This window comes from Microbacterium sp. NPDC028030 (assembly GCF_040637855.1).
In the GTDB taxonomy this organism is placed as follows: domain Bacteria; phylum Actinomycetota; class Actinomycetes; order Actinomycetales; family Microbacteriaceae; genus Microbacterium.
This window is the reverse complement of the sequence record NZ_JBEZXF010000002.1, coordinates 108,986-130,799: the sequence shown is the minus strand read 5'-3', so window position 1 is coordinate 130,799 and position 21,814 is coordinate 108,986. Positions and strand designations below refer to the sequence as shown.

Annotated in this window: 22 protein-coding genes and 2 tRNA genes; 3 read left to right on the top strand and 21 right to left on the bottom strand. The window is 67.8% G+C overall.

Features of this window, described 5'->3' with window-relative positions; all coding sequences use genetic code 11:
• Positions 1 to 50: 50 nt before the first annotated feature.
• Positions 51 to 124, bottom strand: a tRNA-Pro gene (locus AB0E56_RS09455).
• 124 nt (positions 125 to 248) lie between these two features.
• On the opposite strand from AB0E56_RS09455, the gene AB0E56_RS09450 reads away from it, so the two are divergent.
• Positions 249 to 319 (top strand) — tRNA-Gly (locus tag AB0E56_RS09450).
• A gap of 124 nt (positions 320 to 443) precedes the next feature.
• Positions 444 to 1,679 carry a hypothetical protein gene (locus AB0E56_RS09445; protein ID WP_359798437.1) on the top strand — a complete coding sequence of 412 codons (1,236 nt, stop codon included), beginning with the start codon at positions 444 to 446 and terminating at the stop codon, positions 1,677 to 1,679.
• A 70-nt stretch (positions 1,680 to 1,749) separates the two neighbouring features.
• Here AB0E56_RS09445 and AB0E56_RS09440 read toward each other — a convergent pair whose 3' ends face one another.
• From AB0E56_RS09440 to AB0E56_RS09365, 16 genes are all read right to left on the bottom strand, one after another.
• Complete coding sequence (locus AB0E56_RS09440) at positions 1,750 to 2,103, bottom strand: RNA polymerase-binding protein RbpA (RefSeq protein ID WP_183150256.1); 354 nt, start codon at positions 2,101 to 2,103, stop codon at positions 1,750 to 1,752.
• Positions 2,103 to 2,351 (bottom strand): preprotein translocase subunit SecG, encoded by a 249-nt coding sequence (gene secG, locus AB0E56_RS09435; protein WP_183150257.1) that lies wholly within the window; start codon positions 2,349 to 2,351, stop codon positions 2,103 to 2,105. Before secG ends, AB0E56_RS09440 begins: the two co-directional genes overlap by 1 nt.
• Before the next feature lie 81 nt (positions 2,352 to 2,432).
• Positions 2,433 to 3,224: a triose-phosphate isomerase gene (tpiA, locus tag AB0E56_RS09430; protein WP_359798436.1), complete on the bottom strand. Its 792-nt coding sequence runs from the start codon at positions 3,222 to 3,224 to the stop codon at positions 2,433 to 2,435.
• Positions 3,215 to 4,429: a phosphoglycerate kinase gene (locus AB0E56_RS09425; RefSeq protein WP_359798434.1), complete on the bottom strand. Its 1,215-nt coding sequence runs from the start codon at positions 4,427 to 4,429 to the stop codon at positions 3,215 to 3,217. Before AB0E56_RS09425 ends, tpiA begins: the two co-directional genes overlap by 10 nt.
• 10 nt (positions 4,430 to 4,439) lie before the next feature.
• The gene (gene gap, locus AB0E56_RS09420; protein ID WP_183150259.1) at positions 4,440 to 5,450 is read right to left on the bottom strand and encodes a type I glyceraldehyde-3-phosphate dehydrogenase; all 1,011 of its coding nucleotides are present in this window, start codon (positions 5,448 to 5,450) and stop codon (positions 4,440 to 4,442) included.
• 114 nt (positions 5,451 to 5,564) lie between these two features.
• On the bottom strand, positions 5,565 to 6,191 hold the full coding sequence (locus AB0E56_RS09415) for a superoxide dismutase (RefSeq protein ID WP_017202787.1): 627 nt from the start codon (positions 6,189 to 6,191) through the stop codon (positions 5,565 to 5,567).
• Between the two features lie 212 nt (positions 6,192 to 6,403).
• Positions 6,404 to 7,381 carry a DNA-binding protein WhiA gene (gene whiA, locus AB0E56_RS09410; RefSeq protein ID WP_359798433.1) on the bottom strand — a complete coding sequence of 326 codons (978 nt, stop codon included), beginning with the start codon at positions 7,379 to 7,381 and terminating at the stop codon, positions 6,404 to 6,406.
• Between the two features lie 67 nt (positions 7,382 to 7,448).
• Positions 7,449 to 8,321, bottom strand: coding sequence for an RNase adapter RapZ (gene rapZ, locus AB0E56_RS09405; RefSeq protein WP_359798431.1), 873 nt, complete (start codon positions 8,319 to 8,321; stop codon positions 7,449 to 7,451).
• 36 nt (positions 8,322 to 8,357) lie between these two features.
• Positions 8,358 to 10,262 (bottom strand): excinuclease ABC subunit UvrC, encoded by a 1,905-nt coding sequence (gene uvrC / locus AB0E56_RS09400; RefSeq protein ID WP_359798430.1) that lies wholly within the window; start codon positions 10,260 to 10,262, stop codon positions 8,358 to 8,360.
• A complete protein-coding gene (gene uvrA / locus AB0E56_RS09395; RefSeq protein ID WP_359798429.1) occupies positions 10,262 to 13,150 on the bottom strand; it encodes an excinuclease ABC subunit UvrA in 2,889 nt (962 codons plus the stop codon). The genes uvrC and uvrA overlap by 1 nt, the downstream gene beginning before the upstream one ends.
• A 9-nt stretch (positions 13,151 to 13,159) precedes the next feature.
• A complete protein-coding gene (locus tag AB0E56_RS09390) occupies positions 13,160 to 13,732 on the bottom strand; it encodes a hypothetical protein (RefSeq protein ID WP_359798427.1) in 573 nt (190 codons plus the stop codon).
• Positions 13,729 to 15,042, bottom strand: a complete 1,314-nt coding sequence (locus AB0E56_RS09385) for a DUF58 domain-containing protein (protein ID WP_359798426.1) — start codon at positions 15,040 to 15,042, stop codon at positions 13,729 to 13,731. Before AB0E56_RS09385 ends, AB0E56_RS09390 begins: the two co-directional genes overlap by 4 nt.
• Complete coding sequence (locus tag AB0E56_RS09380) at positions 15,039 to 16,010, bottom strand: MoxR family ATPase (protein ID WP_359798425.1); 972 nt, start codon at positions 16,008 to 16,010, stop codon at positions 15,039 to 15,041. The genes AB0E56_RS09385 and AB0E56_RS09380 overlap by 4 nt, the downstream gene beginning before the upstream one ends.
• Complete coding sequence (locus tag AB0E56_RS09375; RefSeq protein WP_359798423.1) at positions 16,007 to 16,525, bottom strand: hypothetical protein; 519 nt, start codon at positions 16,523 to 16,525, stop codon at positions 16,007 to 16,009. Before AB0E56_RS09375 ends, AB0E56_RS09380 begins: the two co-directional genes overlap by 4 nt.
• Positions 16,522 to 17,277 (bottom strand): DUF4129 domain-containing protein, encoded by a 756-nt coding sequence (locus tag AB0E56_RS09370; RefSeq protein WP_359798421.1) that lies wholly within the window; start codon positions 17,275 to 17,277, stop codon positions 16,522 to 16,524. Before AB0E56_RS09370 ends, AB0E56_RS09375 begins: the two co-directional genes overlap by 4 nt.
• Positions 17,278 to 17,343: 66 nt before the next feature.
• Positions 17,344 to 17,787: a MarR family transcriptional regulator gene (locus AB0E56_RS09365; RefSeq protein WP_359798419.1), complete on the bottom strand. Its 444-nt coding sequence runs from the start codon at positions 17,785 to 17,787 to the stop codon at positions 17,344 to 17,346.
• Between the two features lie 44 nt (positions 17,788 to 17,831).
• Here AB0E56_RS09365 and AB0E56_RS09360 point away from each other — a divergent pair, with 44 nt between their 5' ends.
• A complete protein-coding gene (locus AB0E56_RS09360; protein WP_359798417.1) occupies positions 17,832 to 18,074 on the top strand; it encodes a hypothetical protein in 243 nt (80 codons plus the stop codon).
• Between the two features lie 2 nt (positions 18,075 to 18,076).
• Here the strand turns inward: AB0E56_RS09360 and AB0E56_RS09355 are convergent, their stop codons facing one another.
• The 4 genes from AB0E56_RS09355 to coaE all read right to left on the bottom strand — a co-directional run bounded on the left by AB0E56_RS09355 (position 18,077) and on the right by coaE (position 21,803).
• Positions 18,077 to 18,427 carry a TfoX/Sxy family protein gene (locus AB0E56_RS09355; protein ID WP_359798416.1) on the bottom strand — a complete coding sequence of 117 codons (351 nt, stop codon included), beginning with the start codon at positions 18,425 to 18,427 and terminating at the stop codon, positions 18,077 to 18,079.
• A gap of 14 nt (positions 18,428 to 18,441) precedes the next feature.
• Positions 18,442 to 20,514, bottom strand: coding sequence for an excinuclease ABC subunit UvrB (uvrB, locus tag AB0E56_RS09350; protein ID WP_359798414.1), 2,073 nt, complete (start codon positions 20,512 to 20,514; stop codon positions 18,442 to 18,444).
• Between the two features lie 37 nt (positions 20,515 to 20,551).
• A complete protein-coding gene (locus AB0E56_RS09345; RefSeq protein ID WP_359798412.1) occupies positions 20,552 to 21,091 on the bottom strand; it encodes a hypothetical protein in 540 nt (179 codons plus the stop codon).
• Positions 21,092 to 21,203: 112 nt separating this feature from the next.
• Positions 21,204 to 21,803: a dephospho-CoA kinase gene (coaE, locus tag AB0E56_RS09340; protein ID WP_359798410.1), complete on the bottom strand. Its 600-nt coding sequence runs from the start codon at positions 21,801 to 21,803 to the stop codon at positions 21,204 to 21,206.
• Positions 21,804 to 21,814: the final 11 nt, after the last annotated feature.

Genomic DNA, 21,814 nt, shown 5'->3' with positions numbered 1-21,814 from the left:
CCTCGTGATTTCCGCGCGGTATCGCGGCTGTAAGGTCCGTGGGGGCCGTGTCGGGGCGACAGGAGTTGAACCTGCGACCTCCCGCTCCCAAAGCGGGCGCTCTACCAAACTGAGCTACGCCCCGGGGAATCCGCACGCGGATTCAGCCCCACCGAGTCTAACGGACGTGAACACCCCTGACAGTCCGCTATGATCGATGAGTCCGGAGATGAGATTCCGGCCAGTTCCCCGGAGTTTCGCGGGGACGCGGGGCTGTAGCTTAGTGGTAAAGCCTTAGTCTTCCAAACTAATGATGCGGGTTCGATTCCCGTCAGCCCCTCCGCTCGAGAAGGCCCCCACCACACGGTGGGGGCCTTCTCGCATTCCGGTGTCGGGTGGTCGCAAAGCCTGACAGCATTGACGTACGCAGTCTCCGACCGGAAGGCACTCCGAATGGGCACGACGTGATCGCCCCATCCCGTCCGCGCCAGGGCGACGAGCCATCGCTCCCGCCCGCTGGCGACCACGCACTGCCGCAGCGGTTCACTTCCGGCGCGCACTCCCCCGCCCGGCTGCGGACGCGCCGCAGGCCCGCCAGGAACCTCGTCATCGGGCTGCTCTGCGGCCTGGCGGTGATCGCCGCCATCGTGGTGACACAGGTGACGGCTAACCTCGGGTACGACAGCGTGGCAGCGCGGTACGACGACGCCGCGACGACCGCGAGAGGAACGACGACGCAGACCGAACGGGAAGCGGCCGATCTGCGCGTCACCACGGGCGCCGCATCGCAGATCCTCAGCACGGAGACGCGCCCCATCCCCATCGATCCGGAACTCGAGTCCGCGCTGAGCGAAGCCGTGGCCGATGCGGAGAGCGCAGCGACGAGTGCGGAGGCCGCCTCCGCAAGCGACGTGCCGACGATGGAAGAGAAGCCCGTCTGGTTCTGGGAGCTGTTCGGCGCCACCGAGCTCTGGGAGCGACGTCTCACCCAGGTGGAGAAGCTCGACGACGACCTGCGGACGGCGATCACCGACCTGACCTCGGCGGACGACCGCGTCACGCAGGGCGGTCTTTCGCTCGTCTCCGCAGCGGCGGAGGCCGCCCCCGGTTTCGAGGAAGCTCATCGCTCGGCCCGCAACGAGGCCGTGATCGCTCTACGGAGTGCGGCCTCCGACGCGATGGAGGCGACGGTGTTGGACGACACCGCGGCCACCGCATACCTCGCCCTTCAGGCGGCGGCGGCACAGGTCGTCTCCACCGAGGCGGAGGAGATGGCGGAGAAGTCGGGGCCGCTGAAGACCCAGCGGTTGGAGATCGAGGCGTTCGCCCGTTCGCTCGCGCCGGGGGTGCTGCTGGAGTTCGACTGGTCTCCCGTCGTGAACGGCGCCGGCTACGACGGCAGCATGGGCGGATACACGACGTGGTGGTGGGATGATCCAGGGCGCGCCACGATCGAACTCTCCGACTCCGTCGCCGAGCAGTGGCCGGCAGAACGGAGCAGGGCCCTCGTCGCGCATGAAGTCGGTCATGCGATCAGCGTGAAATGCGAGGGCATGTACGACTCGTCGACCCAGGACAGCATCGAGAAATGGGCGACGGCCTGGGCCATCAGCATGGGATTCACGGACGACGCCAACGGGGTGTGGGCATACGGCTACCCGCCCCAGAACTACATCGACGCGGCAGCCGGCTGCCGCTGAGACGCCATGCCGGGACGGAAGAAGCCGCCGCGACATTACTCGCGGCGGCTTCTTCGACGTCAGGTGGAGGTCACTGCCCCCGGCGCTCGCGCAACTGGGTCAGCGCGTCGTCCAGCAGCTGGACGGCTTCCTCGTCGGTGCGACGCTCCTTCACGTAGGCGAGGTGCGTCTTGTACGGCTCGGCCTTCGCGAGAGCAGGAGGGTTCTCCTTGTCGCGACCTGCCGGGAGACCGCTCTGCGGGTGATCGATGATCTCGGGGATCTCGTCTTCCGGGAGGCCGGCGGCGAAGTAGCGCACGGTCTCGTTGCCGAGACCGTCCCAGTAGGAGACCGCGATGCGGTCGGCGTGGTAGCCGTGGTCCTGCTCGCCCATGGGGCCGGAACCCACGCGGGTTCCACGGATCGCGTTTCCACCGGTAGCCATCAGATGACCTCGAATTTCGTGATGAGGCCCAGGGCGACGATGGAGATGAACCACGTCAGAGCCAGGATGACGGTGAAGCGGTTCAGGTTCCGCTCCGCGAGCCCGGAGGACCCGACCGCGGAGGTCATGCCGCCGCCGAACATGTCGGACAGACCACCGCCGCGACCTTTGTGCAGAAGGATGAGGAGGGTCAGCAGAACGCTGGTGATGCCCAGCACGACCTGCAGGACGAACTCGAGAATTGCCACGAGAAAGAGCCTTTCGCTGGGGCCGGAGCGCCCCCGTAACGGTCAAGTATACGGTGCAGCGGGGCCGCAGCCCCGCTGCACTCACACGCCGACGTGCTTCTCGAAGCGGATGATCGCGGCGAACTCGTCCACGACGAGGCTCGCCCCGCCGACGAGAGCGCCGTCGACATCGGGCTCGCGCATGAAGCTGGCGATGTTCGCCGCCTTCACAGAACCGCCGTAGAGGATGCGCGTGCGCGCGGCGGCCTCGTCGCCCAGGACCTTCCCGACGACGGCGCGCAGGGCGGCGCAGACGTCCTGCGCCTGCTGCGGCGTCGCCGCCTGACCGGATCCGATCGCCCACACGGGCTCGTACGCCACGACGATGTCCGCCTTCGGCGAGACGCCCTGGAGCGCAGCCTCGAGCTGCGACACCGGAACCGCGCTGGCTCCGAACTTCTCCAGGTCGCCGGCGGTCTCGCCGACGCAGATCACCGGCACGAGGCCGTGCTTGAGCGACGCCTGCACCTTCGCCGCCACGACGTCGTCGCCCTCGGCGTGATACTCGCGACGCTCCGAGTGCCCGATGATGACGTACTTCGCGTCGAGCTTCGCCAGGAACGCCCCGGAGACCTCGCCCGTGTATGCGCCGGAGTCGTGTGCCGACACATCCTGCGCACCCAGCGCGAAGGGGATCTTGTCGGCGTCGATCAGCGTCTGCACGCTCCGGATGTCAGTGAACGGGGGGAAGACCGCCACCTCGACCGAACCGTCTTCGTGCTTCGCGTCCTTCAACGTCCAGTGCAGCTTCTGCACGAATGCGACCGCCTGAAGGTGATCGAGATTCATCTTCCAGTTTCCCGCGATCAGCGGGGTACGGGAGTTCACGCCCATCCGAGGACCTCCAGCCCAGGTAGTTTCTTGCCCTCGAGGAATTCGAGGCTCGCGCCGCCGCCGGTCGAGATGTGACCGAATTGGTCGTCCGAGAAGCCCAGTTGACGCACTGCAGCCGCGGAATCGCCGCCGCCGACGACGCTGAGACCATCGACGTCGGTGAGCGCCTGCGCCACGGCCTTGGTGCCCGCCGCGAACGCCGGGAACTCGAACACGCCCATCGGGCCATTCCAGAACACCGTCTTCGACGCGCGGATGACCTCGGCGAAACGGGCAGCCGTCTCCGGGCCGATGTCGAGTCCGATGCCGGAGGCGCCGAACGGAGTCGACCCGATCGCGTCTGCTGCAGCGACCTCGTGTGCCGCATCAGCGCCGAACGAGGCTGCGACGACGACATCGGTCGGGAGGACGAGTTCCACACCACGCTCGGCCGCTTCTGCGATGTAACCGCGAACGGTGTCGAGCTGGTCCTCCTCCAGCAGGCTCGAGGCCACGTCGTGACCCTGCGCCTTGAGGAAGGTGAACAGCATTCCGCCGCCGACGAGGATCTTGTCGACCCGCGGCAGCAGGTGCGAGATCACGCCGAGCTTGTCGCTCACCTTGGAGCCGCCGAGGACGACCGCGTACGGACGCTCGGGGTTCTCGGTGAGGCGGTCGAGCACGTCGAGTTCGGTCGCGATCAGCAGGCCGGCCGCCGATGGCACCAGTTCGGCGAGCTCGTAGACGCTGGCCTGCTTGCGGTGCACCACGCCGAAACCGTCCGAGACGAGCACGTCGCCGAGCTTCGCGAGCTCAGCCGCGAACGCGCCTCGCTCCGTCTCGTCCTTCGAGGTCTCCCCCGGGTTGAAGCGCAGGTTCTCGAGGACGACGACCCCGCCGTCCTCGAGCGAGGCCACAGCCTCCTGCGCCGACTCGCCGACCGTGTCGCGCGCGAACGCGACCGGAGCGCCGAGCAGCTCGGAGAGCCGCTGAGCGACCGGCTCGAGGCTGTACTGCGGATCGGGCGCGCCATCCGGTCGCCCGAGGTGAGAGCACACGACGACGCGGGCGCCCGCGTTGATGAGTGCGTTGAGGGTCGGCAACGAGGCGCGAACGCGGCCATCGTCCGTGATGATCCCGTCCCGGAGGGGGACGTTGAGATCACAACGGACGATGACGCGCTTGCCCTCGAGCGACCCCAGGGTGTCCAGGGTGCGCAGAGTCATGTGTCTGAGCTTAGAGGCGCTCGGCCACGTACTCGGTCAGGTCGACGAGACGGTTGGAGTAGCCCCACTCGTTGTCGTACCAGCTGGACACCTTGATGAGGTTGCCGCTGACGTTGGTCAGCGTCGAGTCGAAGATCGACGAGTGCGGGTTGTGCACGATGTCGCTCGAGACGATCGGGTCCTCGTTGTACTGCAGGTACCCGGCGAGGCGGCCCTCGGCAGCGGCCTTCTTGTAGGCCTCGTTGACCTCGTCGACCGTCAGGTTCTCGCGGTCGGTGATGAGGGTGAGGTCGACAATCGATCCGGTGGGAACCGGAACACGGTACGACGAGCCGCTCAGCTTGCCCTGGAGCTCCGGGAGCACCTCGCCGATGGCCTTGGCCGCACCGGTCGAAGCCGGGGTGATGTTGATCGCGGCTGCTCGGGCACGACGGAGGTCGCTGTGCGGACCGTCCTGCAGGTTCTGGTCGGCCGTGTACGCGTGTGCCGTCATCATGAAGCCGCGGTCGATGCCGAACGCGTCGTTGAAGACCTGAGCCAGCGGCGCGAGGCAGTTGGTGGTGCAGGACGCGTTGGAGATGATGTGGTCGGTCTCCGGGTTGTACGTGTCTTCGTTCACGCCCATGACGAACGTGCCGTCGACGCCCGTGCCGGGGGCCGAGATGAGGACCTTCTTGGCGCCGGCCTCGATGTGCTTCTTGGCCAGCTCCGCCTTCGTGAAGAAGCCGGTCGACTCGATGACGATGTCGACGCCCAGCTCGCCCCACGGGAGGTTGGCGGGGTCGCGCTCGGCGAAGGCCTTGATCGCCTTGCCGTTGACGGTGATGCTGTCGTCGTCGTAGCTGATCTCGGCGTCGAGGACGCCGCCGACCGAGTCGTACTTCAGCAGGTGCGCCAGGGTCTTGTTGTCGGTGAGGTCGTTGACCGCGACGATCTCAAGGTCTGCGCCCTGCGCGAGAGCCGCGCGGAAGTAGTTGCGTCCGATGCGGCCGAAGCCGTTGATACCGATCTTGACAGACACTCAGGTCTCCCTGTTTCTCGTGCGCTGTGCGCAGCTTGGCAGCATGCGTCATACGCGGATTTTTTGGCTGAGAGGGCGTCCCGACGAGCCGTGGCCCGTCGGGACGCGACCCGATTACGACAGTACCAGCAGGCCGTTCGTCTGCTTGCGGGCAACCTCGAGACGCTGAGCCACGTTCTCCCAGTTGGCGATGTTCCACGCGGCCTTCACGTAGTCGGCCTTCACGTTCAGGTAGTCGAGGTAGAAGGCGTGCTCCCACATGTCGAGCTGGAACAGCGGGATCGTGCCTTGCGCGGTGTTCGACTGCTGGTCGAACAGCTGCTGGATGATCAGGCGCGAGCCGATCGAGTCCCAGCTGAGCACCGCCCAGCCGGAGCCCTGGATCCCGGTCGCCGCAGCAGTGAAGTGCGCCTGGAACTTCTCGAACGAGCCGAAGTACTCGTCGATCGCGGCCTTCAGCTCGCCCTCGGGCTGACCGCCGCCGTTCGGCGACAGGTTGGTCCAGAAGATCGAGTGGTTGACGTGACCGCCGAGGTTGAAGGCGAGATCCTTCTCGAGCTTGTTGACGTTCGCGAGGTTGCCGCTCTCACGGGCCTCGGCGAGCTGCTCGAGCGCGGTGTTCGCGCCGGCGACATAGGTCGCGTGGTGCTTGTCATGGTGCAGCTCCATGATCTTGCCGCTGATGTGCGGCTCGAGGGCTGCGAAGTCGTAGGGAAGGTCGGGGAGCGTGTAGGTCGCCATGTCGCTTTCATCCAATCCGCGCCGCGCCGCGGCGCTTGCCGATCCTCCGCGCCGCCGATGTGCGACGAAGAGCGGACGTCTCTCATCCTACTGACGACAACGCGACGTCGGACGGGATCCTTCCAGGGGTTGACACATCGAGTCATCCTGGTCGGCGAGAGCTGCGATCCGAGCTCATCGACCGGATGCCGAGCCCGCCGGACGCCGTGCCCTCAGACGTCGAGACCGACCGGGACAGCCGCCTCGGTGCCGGGGATGCCCTCCTGCTGCGCACGCTTGTCGGCCATGGCCAGCAGGCGACGGATGCGTCCCGCAACGGCGTCTTTCGTGAGCGGCGGGTCAGCGTGGTGCCCGAGCTCGTCGAGGCTGGCGTCACGGTGTGCGAGACGAAGCTCTCCCGCCACCTTCAGGTGATCCGGCACCTCGTCGGCGAGGATCTCGAGTGCGCGCTCCACGCGCGCACATGCGGCAACGGCGGCCTGCGCCGAGCGCCGCAGGTTCGCATCGTCGAAGTTGACCAGGCGGTTGACGCCGGCACGCACCTCGCGTCGCTGGCGCAGCTCTTCCCACGCGACGGCGGTCTTCTGCGCGCCCATCTCGTTCAGGATCGTGCGGATCGCCTCACCCTCACGGACCACGACGCGGGGCATGCCACGCACCTCCCGCGCCTTGGCCGCCACGCCGAGACGATGGGCGGCGCCCACCAGCGCCATCGCGGCCTCCGACGAGGGGCAGACGACTTCGAGCATCGCCGATCGGCCCGGCTCGCTGAGCGTGCCTGCGGCAAGGAAAGCACCGCGCCACAGACCCGCGACTTCCGCGCGGGAGCCCGTGGTGAGTCGATTCGGCAGTCCACGCACGGGGCGACGACGCTGGTCGAGGAGTCCGGTCTGGCGGGCGAGCGTCTCCCCCTGGGCGATGACGCGCACGGCCCAGCGTGCCCCCTCGTTCGCGGTGCTCGACTGCACCTGCGCGATCTCGGGGCGCACGCCGTAGATCTCCGCGAGGTCCCTGGCTACCCGCCGCGCGAGCGTCTCCGCGTCCACCTCCGCCTCGACGGCCACGCGACCGGCGATCGAATGCAGCCCGCCGGCGAACCGGAGGATCGCGGTCACTTCCGCGACGCGCACCGTCGGGGGTGCGTTGCGGATGCTGACCAGCTCGGCCTTGACGTCGGTGGTTAGTGCCACGACACTCCTTCACGTTCACGCGCCGGATCGCGGCGCAAACGTCCAGCTTACTCGGCCGGGCGGCCCGCTACTCTCGGCCGAGGTCCCGGTGACGGACGGTCACGGCCACCCCGGGGATGGCGGCGAGCCGCCGAGCGAGCTCCTCCGACATCGCCACGGAGCGGTGCTTGCCGCCCGTGCACCCGATCGCGATCGTGGAGTGGCTCTTGTTCTCGCGCTGGTAGCCCTCCAGCACGGGCACGAGGGCCGTGGAATAGGCGTCGAGGAACTCCATCGCACCGTCGCGCGAGAGGACGTAATCCCGGACGGTCTCATCCTGGCCCGTGAGTCCGCGCAGTTCCTCGTTCCAGAACGGGTTGGGGAGGAACCGCATATCGGCGACGATGTCGACGTCGGTTGGCAGCCCGTACTTGAACCCGAAGCTGAGAAGCGTGACCCGATGACGGGCCTCGCCCTCTTCGGAGAAGATGTCGGACACCTTCGTGGCCAGCTGGTGGATGTTCAGGCCCGAGGTGTCGATGACCAGATCCGCGGCCTCGCGGATCGGCGCGAGCCTGGTCCGCTCGGTGCGGATGCCGTCGAGCAGCGTGCCCCCGCCCTGGAGCGGATGCGGTCGACGCACGGATTCGAACCTGCGCACCAACACGTCGTCGGACGCATCGAGGAACAGGACCCGGACGGATCCACGCGAGCGCAGCGCCCGCGCCACGCCGGGGAAGTCGTCGAACAGGTTTCGCCCACGGACATCGACGACGGCGGCGACCTTCGGAAGCGCGTCGCCGCCCATGTCGGTCAGGTCGAGGAGCGGGCGCAGGATCTGCGGGGGCAGGTTGTCGACGACGTACCAGCTGAGATCCTCGAGCGCGTTCGCCACCGTGGTCCGACCCGCGCCGGACATCCCCGTGACGATGAGGAACTCGCCCTTCTCCCCGTCAGCCATCTCTCTCAGCGCTCCCTCTCCCCCTCTGGCTCCAGCCTAGCGAGTGGAGAGGTGCGTATGGATGTTCTGGGCGAGTACCGGCCCGATTCCCTGGACTTGTTCGATCTCGCCAGGTTCCGCCGCGCGGAGCGCGGTCACCGAGCCGAAGTGCTTCAGCAGGACCTTGATGCGCGACGCCCCCAGCCCCGGCACCTCGGACAGGATCGAGCCGATGTCGTTCCGCCGCTTCTTGCGCTGGTGGGTGATCGCGAATCGGTGTGCTTCGTCACGCAGACGCTGGAGCAGGTACAGCGCCTCGCTCGTGCGGGGCAGGATCACCGGGAAATCCTCGCCGGGCAGCCACACCTCTTCGAGGCGCTTGGCGATGCCGCACACGGCGATCTCGGTGTGCCCGGCGTCTCGGAGCGCTCTGGCCGCGGCCTCGACCTGAGGTTTGCCGCCGTCGACGAGGAGGAGCTGCGGCGGGTACGCGAAGCGGGGCTTGCGCCGCACGGTAGCCTCACCGAGGTCTTCTCCGACGATCTCGTCCGTGGTGGGGTCGATCACCTCGATCTCCTCGGGGCGGTCGAGATGGGCGAGCCGACGACGCAGCACCTGATACATCGAGTCGGTGTCGTCGGTCGTCTCGGCGATGTTGAACGAACGGTACTGGTCTTTGCGAGGAAGCCCGTCTTCGAAGACCACCATCGACGCGACGACGTTCGTTCCGCCGAGGTGCGAGATGTCGAAGCACTCGATGCGCAGCGGAGCCTCGGTCATCCCCAGCGCCTCCTGCAGATCCGTCAACGCCTGGGTGCGTGCGACGTAGTCCGTCGTGCGCCGCGTCTTGTATCTGATGAGCGCCTGCTGGGCGTTGAGGGTAGCGGTGCGCATCAGATCGGCTCGCTGACCTCGCTGTGCGACGGCGATCTCGACCTTCTTGCCGCGTCGTTCGCGCAGCCACAGCTCCAGTTCGACGGCGTCCTCGGGCAGCGTGGGCACCAGGATCCGTCGAGGAACATCCTGCGCTTCGCCATACGCCTGCTGCAGGACCTGCTCGACGAGCTCACCGCTGGAGATGTCGATCTCCTTCTCGATCGTCAGAGCGCGGACGCCGCGTACTCGCCCACCGCGGATCACGAAGTGCTGCACGGCGGCGGCCAGCTCGTCCTCGGCGATGCCGAACAGGTCGGCATCCTCGTCGGAGGGGAGCACGAGCGCACTCTTGCCGAGCACGGCCTCGATCGCGGACAGCTTGTCGCGGTACTTCGCCGCGGCCTCGTAGTCCATCGCCGCGGACGCGGCCAGCATCCGCTTCGTGAGGTCTCGCGTGAAGCGCTCGTCGCCGCCGGCCATGAACGCGACGAAGTCGTCGACCATCGCGCGGTGCTCTTCGATCGTCACGGTCATCGAGCACGGTCCGCCGCACTTGCCGATCTGACCGGGGAAGCACGGCCTCCCGGTCTGCATGGCGCGACGGTAGCTGGAGTCGCTGCACGTGCGGATCGGGAACACCTTGATCATCAGGTCGATGGTCTCGTGCACCGCCCACACCTTCGGGAAGGGACCGAAGTACCGCGCCCCGGGGATCCGGCGATTGCGGGTGACGATCACGCGAGGTGCCTCGTCGGCGAGCGTCACCGCCATGAACGGATACGACTTGTCGTCTTTGTACCGGACGTTGAAGGGCGGATCGAACTCCTTGATCCACATGTACTCCAGCTGGAGGGAGTCGACATCCGTCGGTACGACGGTCCACTCCACCGACGCCGCCGTGGTGACCATGCGGCGTGTGCGTTCGTGCAGTGTCCGCAGCGGTGCGAAGTAGTTCGACAGTCGCTGCCGGAGGTTCTTCGCCTTGCCGACGTACAGCACCCGGCCGGAGGCGTCGCGGAAGCGATACACCCCAGGATCGGTGGGGATCTCCCCCGGCCGTGGCTTGTACGGCAGGACGTCGGCCATCAGCTGGCCTTCCGCGCGGCGCGCCCCTCACCCAGGATCTCGCCGAGGAACAGCCCGGTGTGGCTCTCCTCGACACGCGCGATCTGCTCCGGGGTGCCGGTGGCGATGATCTGGCCTCCGCCGGAGCCGCCCTCGGGACCGAGGTCGATCACCCAGTCGGCCGACTTGATGACATCGAGGTTGTGCTCGATGACGATCACCGTGTTGCCCTTGTCGACCAGACCGTTGAGCACCTCGAGGAGCTTGCGGACGTCTTCGAAGTGCAGACCGGTCGTCGGCTCGTCGAGCACGTAGATGCTGCGGCCGTTGCTGCGCCGCTGGAGCTCGGTCGCGAGCTTGACGCGCTGGGCCTCTCCCCCCGACAGCGTCGTCGCAGACTGCCCGAGCCGTACGTAGCCCAGGCCGACGTCGACGAGCGTCTTCATGTAGCGGTGGATCGCCTGGATCGGCTCGAAGAACTCCGCGGCCTCCTCGATCGGCATCTCCAGCACCTCGGCGATGTTCTTGCCCTTGTAGTGCACGGCCAGCGTGTCGCGGTTGTAGCGCTTGCCGTGGCAGACCTCGCAGTCCACGTACACGTCGGGGAGGAAGTTCATCTCGATCTTGATCGTGCCGTCGCCCGAGCACGCCTCGCAGCGACCACCCTTGACGTTGAAGCTGAAGCGACCCGGCTGGTAGCCACGGACCTTCGCCTCCGGTGTTTCGCTGAAGAGGGTGCGGATGCGGTCGAACACGCCCGTGTAGGTCGCCGGGTTCGACCGCGGAGTGCGGCCGATCGGAGCCTGGTCGACGTGGACGACCTTGTCGAGGTTGTCGAGACCGGTCACGCGCGTGTGCTTGCCGGGGACCGTCCGCGCCCCGTTCAGCCGCGAGGCGAGCACCTGGTACAGGATGTCGTTCACGAGCGAGGACTTGCCGGAGCCGCTCACGCCGGTGACCGCGGTCAGCACGCCGAGCGGGAAGTCGGCGGTCACGTTGCGCAGGTTGTTCGCGCGCGCGCCGACGACGCTCAACATGCGCTTCTTGTCGATCTTGCGACGCTTCTTCGGCATCGGGATCTCACGGCGCCCGGAGAGGTACTCGCCCGTCATCGAGTCGCTGTCGCTGAGCAGCGCCGAGTAGGGCCCCGAGTGCACGACCTCGCCGCCGTTGACGCCGGCACCCGGACCGATGTCGACCACCCAGTCGGCCGCCTCGATCGTCTCTTCGTCGTGCTCGACCACGATCAGCGTGTTCCCGAGGTCGCGGAGCGTGAGCAACGTCTCGATGAGACGGCGGTTGTCGCGTTGGTGGAGTCCGATCGACGGCTCGTCGAGCACATAGAGGACCCCGGTGAGGCCGGAGCCGATCTGCGTCGCCAGGCGGATGCGTTGCGCCTCCCCGCCCGAGAGCGAGCCCGCCGAACGGCTGAGGTTGAGGTAGGAGAGCCCGACCTGGAGAAGGAAGTCCAGGCGCAGTCGGATCTCGCGGAGCACCTGCGCCGCGATCTGCGCTTCACGATCGGTGAGCGTGAGGGTCTCCATGAACGCGCGCGCGTCGGCCAGGCTCAGGTGCGAGACCTCGGCGATGGAGTGACCGTGCACCTGCACAGCGAGTACCTCGGGCTTGAGGCGGTTGCCGTCGCAGACCGGGCAGGGCACCTCGCGGAGGTACTCGCCCCATCGGCTGCGCTGGTTGTCGGACTCCGCTTGGAGGTACTGGCGCTCGATGTACGGCACGACGCCTTCGAACCCGGAGGCGTAGCGCATCTCGCGGCCGTAGCGGTTCTTCCACTTGACGGTGACCTTGTAGTTCTCGCCGCGCAGCACCGCATCCTGCACGTCGGAGTGCAGTTCACGCCAGGGAGTGTCGAGTGAGAAGTCGAGGTCGCGCGAGAGTCCCTCGAGCAGCCGTTCGTAGTACTGGAAGAGTCCCTTGCCCTGGGTGGTCCAGGGGATGATGACGCCCTCGCGGATCGAGAGGTCTTCGTCGCCGAGCATCAGGTCGACGTCGACGGACATGCGCGTGCCGAGTCCGGAACATGCAGGGCAGGCGCCGAACGGTGCGTTGAACGAGAACGTGCGCGGCTCGATCTCGGTGAGCGTGAGGGCGTGACCGTTGGGGCAGGCCAACTTCTCGGAGAACGTCTGCCACGCGTCGTCGCCCTCACCGTCGACGTAGTTGATCTGCACGACGCCACCGGCGAGCCCCAGGGCCGTCTCGACGGAGTCGGTGACGCGGCCGAGGATGTCGTCGGAGGCGACCAGGCGGTCGACGACCACGGCGATGTCGTGCTTGTAGCTCTTCTTGAGCGTCGGGGGTTCCGCGAGCTGGATGAGGTCACCGTCGACGATCGCGCGCGAGTAGCCCTTCGCGCCGAGTTCGCGGAACAGATCGACGAACTCGCCTTTCTTCTGCGAGACGATCGGAGCGACGACCTGGTAGCGGGTGCGCTCCGGCAGCTCCATGAGCTGGTCGGCGATCTGCTGCACGGTCTGGCGCTGGATACGCTCTCCGCACTCCGGACAGTGGGGCACGCCGATACGCGCCCAGAGCAGGCGCATGTAGTCGTAGATCTCGGTGATCGTGCCGACCGTGGATCGCGGGTTGCGGTTCGTGGACTTCTGGTCGATCGAGACCGCAGGACTCAGGCCCTCGATGAAGTCGACGTCGGGGCGGTCGACCTGCCCGAGGAACTGGCGCGCATAGGCGCTCAGCGATTCGACGTAGCGACGCTGCCCCTCGGCGAAGATCGTGTCGAACGCGAGACTCGACTTCCCCGATCCGGACAGGCCGGTGAACACGACGAGGGAGTCGCGGGGGATGTCGATGTCGACGTTCTTGAGATTGTGGACGCGGGCACCGCGGACACTGAGTTTTCCTGGGGAAGCAACGGGGACGATGGGCACCGAACAAGTCTACGAGGGGCCACGGACATCGGCTCCGGATGGGCTCTCAGACTCCGCCTCCACGCCCGCGTCCGCCCGCTTCGCCGCGCGCAATTCGAGCAGCACGCCGAAGAGCAGGAGAGCCGCCGCCGCCGGCGCGAGCCAGGCGATGCCGCGGTCGACGCCGCTCGGCGCCAGGAGCCACGCAGCGAACACCAGCGGCTGCGAGAGCGCCTGGACGACCGCGAAACGCACGAGGGTGGGACGCAGCGCTTGCAGTGCAAGGCGTGATGCCATCGGCACCGCGAGGCTCAGCGACGCGAGGATGTGCACGGCGTGCACCAGCAGCACCGCGACCGCCGTGCGTCCGGGCGCAGGCTCTGTGAGGAGAACTCCGAACACGAGACACGCGGCCGACGCCCACGCGGCGAGCGACCGAGGGATGATCACCGACACCACGGCGGCGAGAAGCGCGACGCCCTGCCACAGGGGGAACGGTACGAGGACCGCCGCCCCCACACCCACGACGGCGACGAGGAGCAGTCGGAGCGTGATGCCGCGCACCGCGCCAGGCACCCGGATGGAGCGGACGCGGCGGGTCATCGGCGCACCGCTCGCATCCGCTGTTGACGGAGCGCCGCCACCCGCATCGCGGCGTCCGCATCGGGCTCAGCCCACGACACCACCTCGATTCCCGTCCTGCGCAGTTCGACGAGGATGTCTGCGCGTTCCGCCAGGACTGTCCGAAAGGCGATCCGCTGTTCGCGCGTGAGGCGCGCCGTGTCGGGCGTCGGAAGCACATCGACGGCGACCACCGCATGACCGGCTGCGCGCCATCGTGTCGCAAGCTGCGCGGCGACCCCGTCGAAGAACGTCGAGAGCACGAACACGATGGAACCTGCCGGCACGACCGGCGACCGGCGATAGCTCGTGCCGTCCGCGCTCTGCCCGGTCGCGGCGATGACATCCCTTATTCGCGCGAGGTGACGTGCTCCTCCCCCGGAAGGCACGCTCCGCCCGCCTACCGCCAGTGCGTGATACGTGACCCGATCTCCCTCTTCGACCGCCGCTGTCGCGATGGCGAGCGCTGCTTCGCGGGCGAGGTCGAGAGACGTGACCCCCGACCGGTCGGGGTCCGCCGCATCCCAGCTCGCCACCGCCGTGCCCAGATCCTCGATCGTGTCGACGGCGATCGCGACCGACGATTCGCTCAGCGTGTTGGTCCTCCGCACCAGCAGCTCGCCCTGGCGCCGCGCGGTCCGTGCCGTCGCACGCCAGTCCACCCGGCGCAGCTCGTCGCCGGGAGCGAACGGATGGATGTCGCGGAAGTCGCCGCCCTGACCGGGTCGGCCTCCCTCGTGGGAGCCGTGCAGACCCGCGAGGCGCGGCGCGACGGGAAGCCGTCTGATGCGCCGAAGCCGCGGCGGCGTGTTCCAGTGGATCCCGACACGCGGCGCGTCTTCCGTGATCCAGGCGCCGTCCAGCGTGGCGCAGCGGGCTGTGACGGCCAGCAGCTCCAACGGGCCCGAGTGCTGCAGACGTGTCGTCGACTCGAGCACGGCATGTCCGGGGCGGACGTCGGCGAGACCAGCAGGGCCCTTGTCCTGATCGATCGCGAGCTGCACCCAATCCGCGTCCACGCGGACGTCGACGTCTGCCCGCGCCTCCGGCTGGCCCTCACGTCCACCGGGCCGCGCGCGCAGCTCCAGGTGCAGGTCGGCACTCTCCGGTCGGCGCAGCAGCATCCACACCGTCGTGAGGGCGAGGGGCAGGGCGATGCCGATGACGTCCGGCCGGGAGAACGCGAGTCCCGCGCCCACGAGCAGGCCGACGCCGGCGAGTCCGACCGCCACCACCGGCGTCCGCTGCCAATGGAGCGTGGCGCGCCGTGTGGTGCGGAGCGTGTCGGTCACCGGGCCGCCGACACGGTCGGGGGCACCGGGGTGGTCGCTACGGTCCTCGCGACCACCGAGCGCGGATCGACGCCCTGCGCCCAGGCCTGGGGTGTGAGGGTCAGCCGGTGCGCGAGTACCGGCTCAGCGATGCGCTTGATGTCATCCGGCCGGACGTAGGCGCGGCCGTCCAGGGCCGCGAGAGCACGGCCGAGCAGCACCAACGACTGCGACCCGCGAGGCGACGCGCCCACGGAGACATCGGCCGCGACTCGCGTCGCTCTGACCAGCTCCACGCAATACCGTGCGACATCCTCGTCCACGTGGATGCGCTCCACGGCACGCTGGATCGCTCGAAGGCCGTCCGCATCGACGACCTGCTCGACGACGACATCCGCCGTCTCTCTCCGCACGCGATCGAGGATGATGCGCGTCTCGTCCTCGACGACGGGATAGCCGACGGAGAGTCGCACCATGAAGCGATCCAGCTGTGCCTCCGGAAGCGCATAGGTGCCCTCGTACTCGATGGGATTCGACGTGGCGATGACGTGGAACGGCTGCGGGAGCGGGAAACTGTTCCCTTCGACGGTGACCTGGTGCTCCGCCATGGCCTCGAGCATCGCGGACTGCGTCTTCGGCGTGGTCCGGTTCACCTCGTCCGCCAGCAGGAGACCGGTGAAGATGGGTCCGGGGCGGAACTGGAACTCTCCCGTCGTCGGTGCATAGACGTAGGAGCCCGTCACGTCTCCGGGAAGCATGTCGGGGGTGCACTGCAGCCGCCGGAAGTCGAGTCCGAGCGCCGCCGCCAGGCTCCGGGCCGCGAGGGTCTTGCCGAGCCCTGGGACGTCTTCGAACAGGACGTGACCGCCGGCGAGGATGGCCCCGAGGGCGAGCGTGAGCGGCTCCTCCATCCCGACGACAGCGGTGCCGACACTTTCTCGGACACGACGTCCGAGAGCGGCGATCTGCGTGATCTCGTCAGTGTTCATCGGTACTCCTCCGGTCGGTGGACGGCGTGTCGGGGGTCGGGGACGTGTCCTGAAGCGGGTCGGCGGTGCAGGCGCTCGATCGCATCGAGCACGCGTTCGAGGTCATCGGCCCGCACCTCGCGCATGTGGAGCGCGTCACGCACCCCCGCACCGAGGAGGGCGTCGATGTCATCGCGCGCATCGGGGTCGTCGAGGTCGAGGCCGCGAAGCGCGAGCCGGCGTCGGAGGACGTTCTGAACTCGACGCACCACGACGTGTCCGGCCACTCCGGTTCGGGAGTTGATGGACCAGGCGAGGCGCGACACCTCGGAGCCGCGTTCGGGACGTCGGGCGCGTTCGGGTGGCCAGAGCGAGCTCTCGTCGAAGAAGACCTGACGGCTCACGAGAACGATCGTCAGCACGATCATCGCCCAGGACAGGGCGAACGCGACCGGTACACCCAGTGCTCCCAGGGCGGCCACTCCGCCCACGGCGACGGCAGTGCACAGGGCGACGAGGAGGAACCGTCGCTTCATCGCCATCCCGCCTGGATGCCGCGCAGACACGACGCCGCCGCCGCACGATCGCCCTCATCCGCGTCGACGCCGCCGAAGCGCACCTGTTCGTACAAGCCCAGAAGGGTGACGACCTCGGCGCCGATGCCGGCTCGACGTCCGATGATGCGAGCAGTGAACTCCGACGGCGTCTCGTTCACGCCGCGGCCTGCCCCGGCATCCGCTGCCGACTCCTCGAGTCCGACCCAGGCTGCGACGATGCTGTCGCCCGGCGACGGGCGAGCATCGATCGTGCGGATCGCTTCGTCGATCCCCCGCCTGATCGTCTCCGCATCGGGCTCGGGCTCCGGCGTCGCGACCATCCCCGTCGTCGCCTCGACCTCGGATGCTTCGCGCCGCGTCAAGGGGCGATCCCGCCAGAGTCCCCTCAGGAAGCGGACGAGTATGCGCGCGGCCGAGAACAGCAACGCGAGCACCGCGACCGCGACGAGGACCGCCAGGACGATGCCGATGATGCGGAGCAGCGGCGAATCCTCGGTAGGCACCATCGGCGGCGGTGTGGTCTCCGACGGCAGGGGCTCGATGATCTCGGCATCGATGGGCTCCGGCTCGGCGTCTGGCAGGACACCGAACTGCGGACGCCCCTGCTGTGCGGCGGCGAACATCAGAATCGCGAACAGACCGACCACGGCGATCAGCGGAAGCAGGACACGCATCACACCGAGACCCACGACGCGGCGGTCGACCTCGACCGGGGCTTCAGTGCGCGACATGTCTCTTACCCTAGGCGCGGGGCAGCACGAGCCAGCTCTGTGGCGCGGATATCGGTCAGCAGATCCTCATGCGAGGTCGGGACGCCGCCCGGCGAAGGGACCGAGGCCGTCTCGGAGCGCAGTGATCTGGTCGATGTCCATCCCCACCGCCGCCATGACCTGGCGCGGAACTTCGACAGCACGTTCGCGCAGCGCAGCGCCCGCCGCGGTGAGCGTGATCTCCAGGCGTCGCTCGTCCTCGCTGCTGCGCTGTCGAGCGACGAGCCCCTCGACTTCGAGGCGCTTCACCAGTGGCGAAGCTGTCGCGGGTTCCAATGCGAGGTCGACCGCGAGGTCGTTGAGGGTGCGCGGCGCCCTCTCCCAGAGCGCGAGCATGACCAGGTACTGCGGATGCGTCAGTCCGAGCGGCTCGAGGATCGGTCGATACAGGGCGACGACGTTGCGCGCGGCGGTCACCAGGGCGAAGCACAACTGGTTCTCCAGCTTGAGCAGGTCATCGGTTGCGGTCACAAGGCGACTATACAACCGCACTAATGATTAGTACACTAATGAACATGGATCAGGATTCCGAACGCCCTCCCCTCCGCACCCGGATCCGCGAGGCCGGAGGCCTCTATTCCTGGGTGAACTCGAACCTGATCCGTTTCGCCGGTCCTGCGTCCGTCGGCCCGTACGAGAAGACACCGCCGCCCAGTGCCGCGGAGCGTGCTGCGCGCGCCTGCCCCCTGTGCGGCGCACCGATGTCTCAGCATGAGATCGACCGCTCGGGGCCGAAGACCCTGGTGCACTGCCCGTAGCGTCAGTCTCGCTCCGACGTCTCGACAGCGGATCCTGACGACTCCCGTGCCGCGTCGAGCCAGAACATCAGCTCGTCGTCTGTCGTGAGGACAGCGGGGGCGATGTCGAGCCATCCCGAGCTCATGGTCCGCGCTCCCATCACCGCGCGCGTCGCCCCGGGCCTGGTGAGCAGCGCCGCGCCGCTCTCATCATCGACGCGGACCAGGAGAACGCCGCCGGGCCTGGCCCCCAGGAGGATATGCCCGTCATGGAGGAACGCGCGTGTTCCGAACATGCGCCGCTCCTCGACCTCCGCTTCGGCGCTCAACAGCGCCCTGATCCGATCGGCCAACTCGTGCCCCGCAGCATCCATCTGTCGACCCCTGTCTATGCGTGACCAGCACGCTCCATCGCGCGGAGCTCCTTCTTGAGGTCTTGCACTTCGTCGCGCAGCCGACCGGCCAACTCGAACTTCAACTCGGAAGCCGCCGCGAGCATCTGGTCGGACAGGTCCTGGATCGTGGCCTCGAGCTGTTGCGCACCCTCGGCGGCGATCCCGGTGCGGCGCAGATTCGGCGTCGGCGACTTGCCCTTGCCGGATGCGCGCCCTCGACCCGACATCATCTCCGCCGTGTCCGCACCTTCGCGCGCCAACACCTCGGTGATGTCGGCGATCCGCTTGCGCAGAGGCTGCGGGTCGATGCCGTTCTCCTTGTTGTACGCCACCTGCTTCTCGCGGCGACGATCGGTCTCCTCGATAGCCTTCGCCATCGAGTCGGTCATCTTGTCCGCATACATGTGCACCTCACCCGAGACGTTTCGCGCCGCACGGCCGATGGTCTGGATGAGGGAGGTGCCGGACCTCAGGAACCCTTCCTTGTCGGCGTCAAGGATCGCGACGAGTGACACCTCAGGAAGGTCGAGTCCCTCGCGGAGCAGATTGATGCCGACGAGGACGTCGTACACCCCCGCCCGCAGTTCGCTGAGCAGTTCCACACGGCGCAGGGTGTCGACGTCGGAGTGCAGATACCGCACGCGGACGCCGTGCTCGCCGAGGAAGTCGGTGAGCTCCTCGGCCATCTTCTTCGTCAATGTCGTGACGAGGATGCGCTCGTCACGCTCGACACGGAGTCGGATCTCCTCGAGCAGGTCGTCGATCTGTCCCTTCGACGGCTTGACGACGATGTGGGGATCGACCAGGCCCGTGGGGCGGATGATCTGCTCCACGACGCCGTCGGCGATCCCCATCTCGTACTTGCCCGGCGTCGCCGACAGATAGACGGTCTGGCCGATGCGGTTCTTGAACTCGTCCCACCGGAGCGGCCTGTTGTCCATCGCGCTCGGCAAGCGGAACCCGTGGTCGACGAGAGTGCGCTTGCGCGACGCGTCGCCCTCGTACATCGCTCCGATCTGCGGGACCGTGACATGCGACTCGTCGATCACGAGCAGGAAGTCGTCGGGGAAGAAGTCGAGCAGCGTGTGCGGCGGCTCCCCCGGCGCGCGGCCGTCCATGTGACGGGAGTAGTTCTCGATACCGGAGCAGAAGCCGAGCTGCTGCAGCATCTCGAGGTCGAAGGTCGTGCGCATGCGGAGTCGCTGGGCCTCGAGGAGCTTGCCCTGGCGCTCGAACTCGGCGAGGCGCTCTTCGAGTTCGGCCTCGATCGTGCCGATGGAGCGCTGGATGACGTCGGTGCCGGCGACGTAGTGCGACGCCGGGAAGATCGGGACGGCATCGAGCTTCTCGATGACCTCGCCCGTGAGGGGGTGGAGCGAGTACAGCGCCTCGATCTCGTCGCCGAACAGCTCGATACGGATGGCGTGCTCTTCGTAGACCGGGATGATCTCGATCGTGTCGCCGCGCACCCGGAAGTTCCCGCGTGAGAAGTCGACATCGTTGCGGTTGTACTGCATCGCGATGAACTGCCGGATCAGGGCGTCGCGGTCGTATCGCTCCCCGACCTGCAGCGCCACCATCGCGCGAAGGTACTCCTCGGGTGCGCCGAGTCCGTAGATGCAGGACACCGTCGACACGACGACGACATCGCGCCGGCTGAGGAGCGAGTTCGTGGTCGAGTGGCGCAGTCGCTCGACCTCCGAGTTGATCGAGGAATCCTTCTCGATGAAGGTGTCCGTCTGCGGGACGTACGCCTCTGGCTGGTAGTAGTCGTAGTACGAGACGAAGTACTCGACCGCGTTGTTCGGCATGAGTTCACGGAACTCGTTCGCCAGCTGCGCAGCGAGCGTCTTGTTGTGGGCGAGCACCAGCGTGGGGCGCTGCACCTGCTCGACGAGCCACGCCGTGGTCGCCGACTTTCCGGTACCGGTCGCACCGAGCAGCACGACGTCGGTCTCACCCGCATTGATGCGCGCGGCGAGCTCGGCGATCGCCTGCGGCTGGTCGCCGGCGGGCGCGTATTCGCTGATGACCTCGAAGGGGCGGACACTGCGCGTGGGTTGCATACTTCCAGCGTAGGCCGCCCCTCCGACATCGAGGCCGTCAGGCGACGATGGTCGCGGTCTGTGCCGAGGGCTCGGACGCCCAGGTCGTCGTTCCGCCGTTAATGAGCCGCATCGTCGCCGTCGAGGTCAGCGTTCCCGGCGCAGTGCCGACCACGTTGAAGGTCAGTCCGTCTCCGAAGTTCGGCGGTGTCTTCGTGAAGGTGAACACCGTGGCCGCCGATCCTCCCGGCGGCACGGACACCCACGAGCCGAGCGGGGAGGCGGGATCCAGCGTCACGGGCGAGCTGAAGACCACGACGACCTCCAGGGAGGCCCCGGCCGGCGGGTTCACCCACGGGTCGGCGCGATAGCTGATCTGCGTGCTGAAAGTGGCCTTGAGCCCGCCGGTCGCCGGCACCAGGGTGGTGAATCCGCCTTGCGCCTCGGCATCCCAGTAGTAGTTCGCCGCGTCGTTGGTGATGACGTTCCCGCTCGCGGCGGCCATCGGCATCGCGACGGCTGCGGCGATCACCGGCACCGACCAGGCGGCTCCTCGGATCACTGTTCGGCGCGAGATGCCACGGTTGTCCTGTGTCACTTTTCCACTCCCCAGAGCGCGCGGAAAAGCTATCCCCCAGCAGACCATCCCCTGGTGCGTCCCCACGCCCACAACCAGAATACCAGTGGGGCCGAGGACTGCCGTCCAGTCGTCACGGTCGCCTGATGCGCTCCCAGAGTGCGTCCGCCTGCTCGTGCGTGCGCGCCAGAGAGCCCGCGGTATCGATCACGACGTCGGCGATGGCGAGGCGGCGTTCATCCGAGACCTGCGCATCGATCCGCTCCCTCGCCGCGCGCTCGTCCATCCCCCGCAGCGCGACCAGCCGCCGCAGACGCTCTTCGGACGGGGCGTGCGCGACGACGATCTGGCCCCACGGATCGTCGACCCTCGCCTCGACGAGCAGCGGCACGTCGTACACCACCACGGCGTCGGGGTCGGCGGCGAACGCCTCGTCGAATCGCCGTTGCGACTCCGCCCGCACGGCGGGGTGCACGATCGCGTTCAGCTGCGCGAGAAGGTCGGCGTCTCCGAAGACCTTCGCGCCGAGAGCCGCCCGGTCAAGGGTGCCGTCCGCCGCGATCACCGCCGATCCAAAGAACTCGGCGATCCGGTCGAGGACCGGCGACCCCGGAGCCTGCACGTCGCGCACGATCTGATCCGCGTCCACGATGACCGCTCCGTGTTCAGCGAGCCGTCTTGCGATGGTCGACTTCCCCGACGCGATACCGCCGGTGAGCGCGATGAGAGGCATGCCGCCAGTCT

What these genes read in the sequence shown, in the direction of transcription:
- uvrB (WP_359798414.1), bottom strand. Translation starts at nt 20,514, where the DNA reads ATGCAACCCACGCGCAGTGTCCGCCCCTTCGAGGTCATCAGCGAATAC.
- rapZ (WP_359798431.1), bottom strand. Translation starts at nt 8,321, where the DNA reads ATGGCTGACGGGGAGAAGGGCGAGTTCCTCATCGTCACGGGGATGTCC.
- AB0E56_RS09375 (WP_359798423.1), bottom strand. Translation starts at nt 16,525, where the DNA reads ATGAAGCGACGGTTCCTCCTCGTCGCCCTGTGCACTGCCGTCGCCGTG.
- AB0E56_RS09355 (WP_359798416.1), bottom strand. Translation starts at nt 18,427, where the DNA reads ATGGATGCTGCGGGGCACGAGTTGGCCGATCGGATCAGGGCGCTGTTG.
- AB0E56_RS09415 (WP_017202787.1), bottom strand. Translation starts at nt 6,191, where the DNA reads ATGGCGACCTACACGCTCCCCGACCTTCCCTACGACTTCGCAGCCCTC.
- AB0E56_RS09440 (WP_183150256.1), bottom strand. Translation starts at nt 2,103, where the DNA reads ATGGCTACCGGTGGAAACGCGATCCGTGGAACCCGCGTGGGTTCCGGC.
- AB0E56_RS09360 (WP_359798417.1), top strand. Translation starts at nt 17,832, where the DNA reads ATGGATCAGGATTCCGAACGCCCTCCCCTCCGCACCCGGATCCGCGAG.
- AB0E56_RS09425 (WP_359798434.1), bottom strand. Translation starts at nt 4,429, where the DNA reads ATGACTCTGCGCACCCTGGACACCCTGGGGTCGCTCGAGGGCAAGCGC.
- tpiA (WP_359798436.1), bottom strand. Translation starts at nt 3,224, where the DNA reads ATGGGCGTGAACTCCCGTACCCCGCTGATCGCGGGAAACTGGAAGATG.
- coaE (WP_359798410.1), bottom strand. Translation starts at nt 21,803, where the DNA reads ATGCCTCTCATCGCGCTCACCGGCGGTATCGCGTCGGGGAAGTCGACC.
- AB0E56_RS09370 (WP_359798421.1), bottom strand. Translation starts at nt 17,277, where the DNA reads ATGTCGCGCACTGAAGCCCCGGTCGAGGTCGACCGCCGCGTCGTGGGT.
- AB0E56_RS09380 (WP_359798425.1), bottom strand. Translation starts at nt 16,010, where the DNA reads ATGAACACTGACGAGATCACGCAGATCGCCGCTCTCGGACGTCGTGTC.
- AB0E56_RS09390 (WP_359798427.1), bottom strand. Translation starts at nt 13,732, where the DNA reads ATGACCCGCCGCGTCCGCTCCATCCGGGTGCCTGGCGCGGTGCGCGGC.
- uvrC (WP_359798430.1), bottom strand. Translation starts at nt 10,262, where the DNA reads ATGGCCGACGTCCTGCCGTACAAGCCACGGCCGGGGGAGATCCCCACC.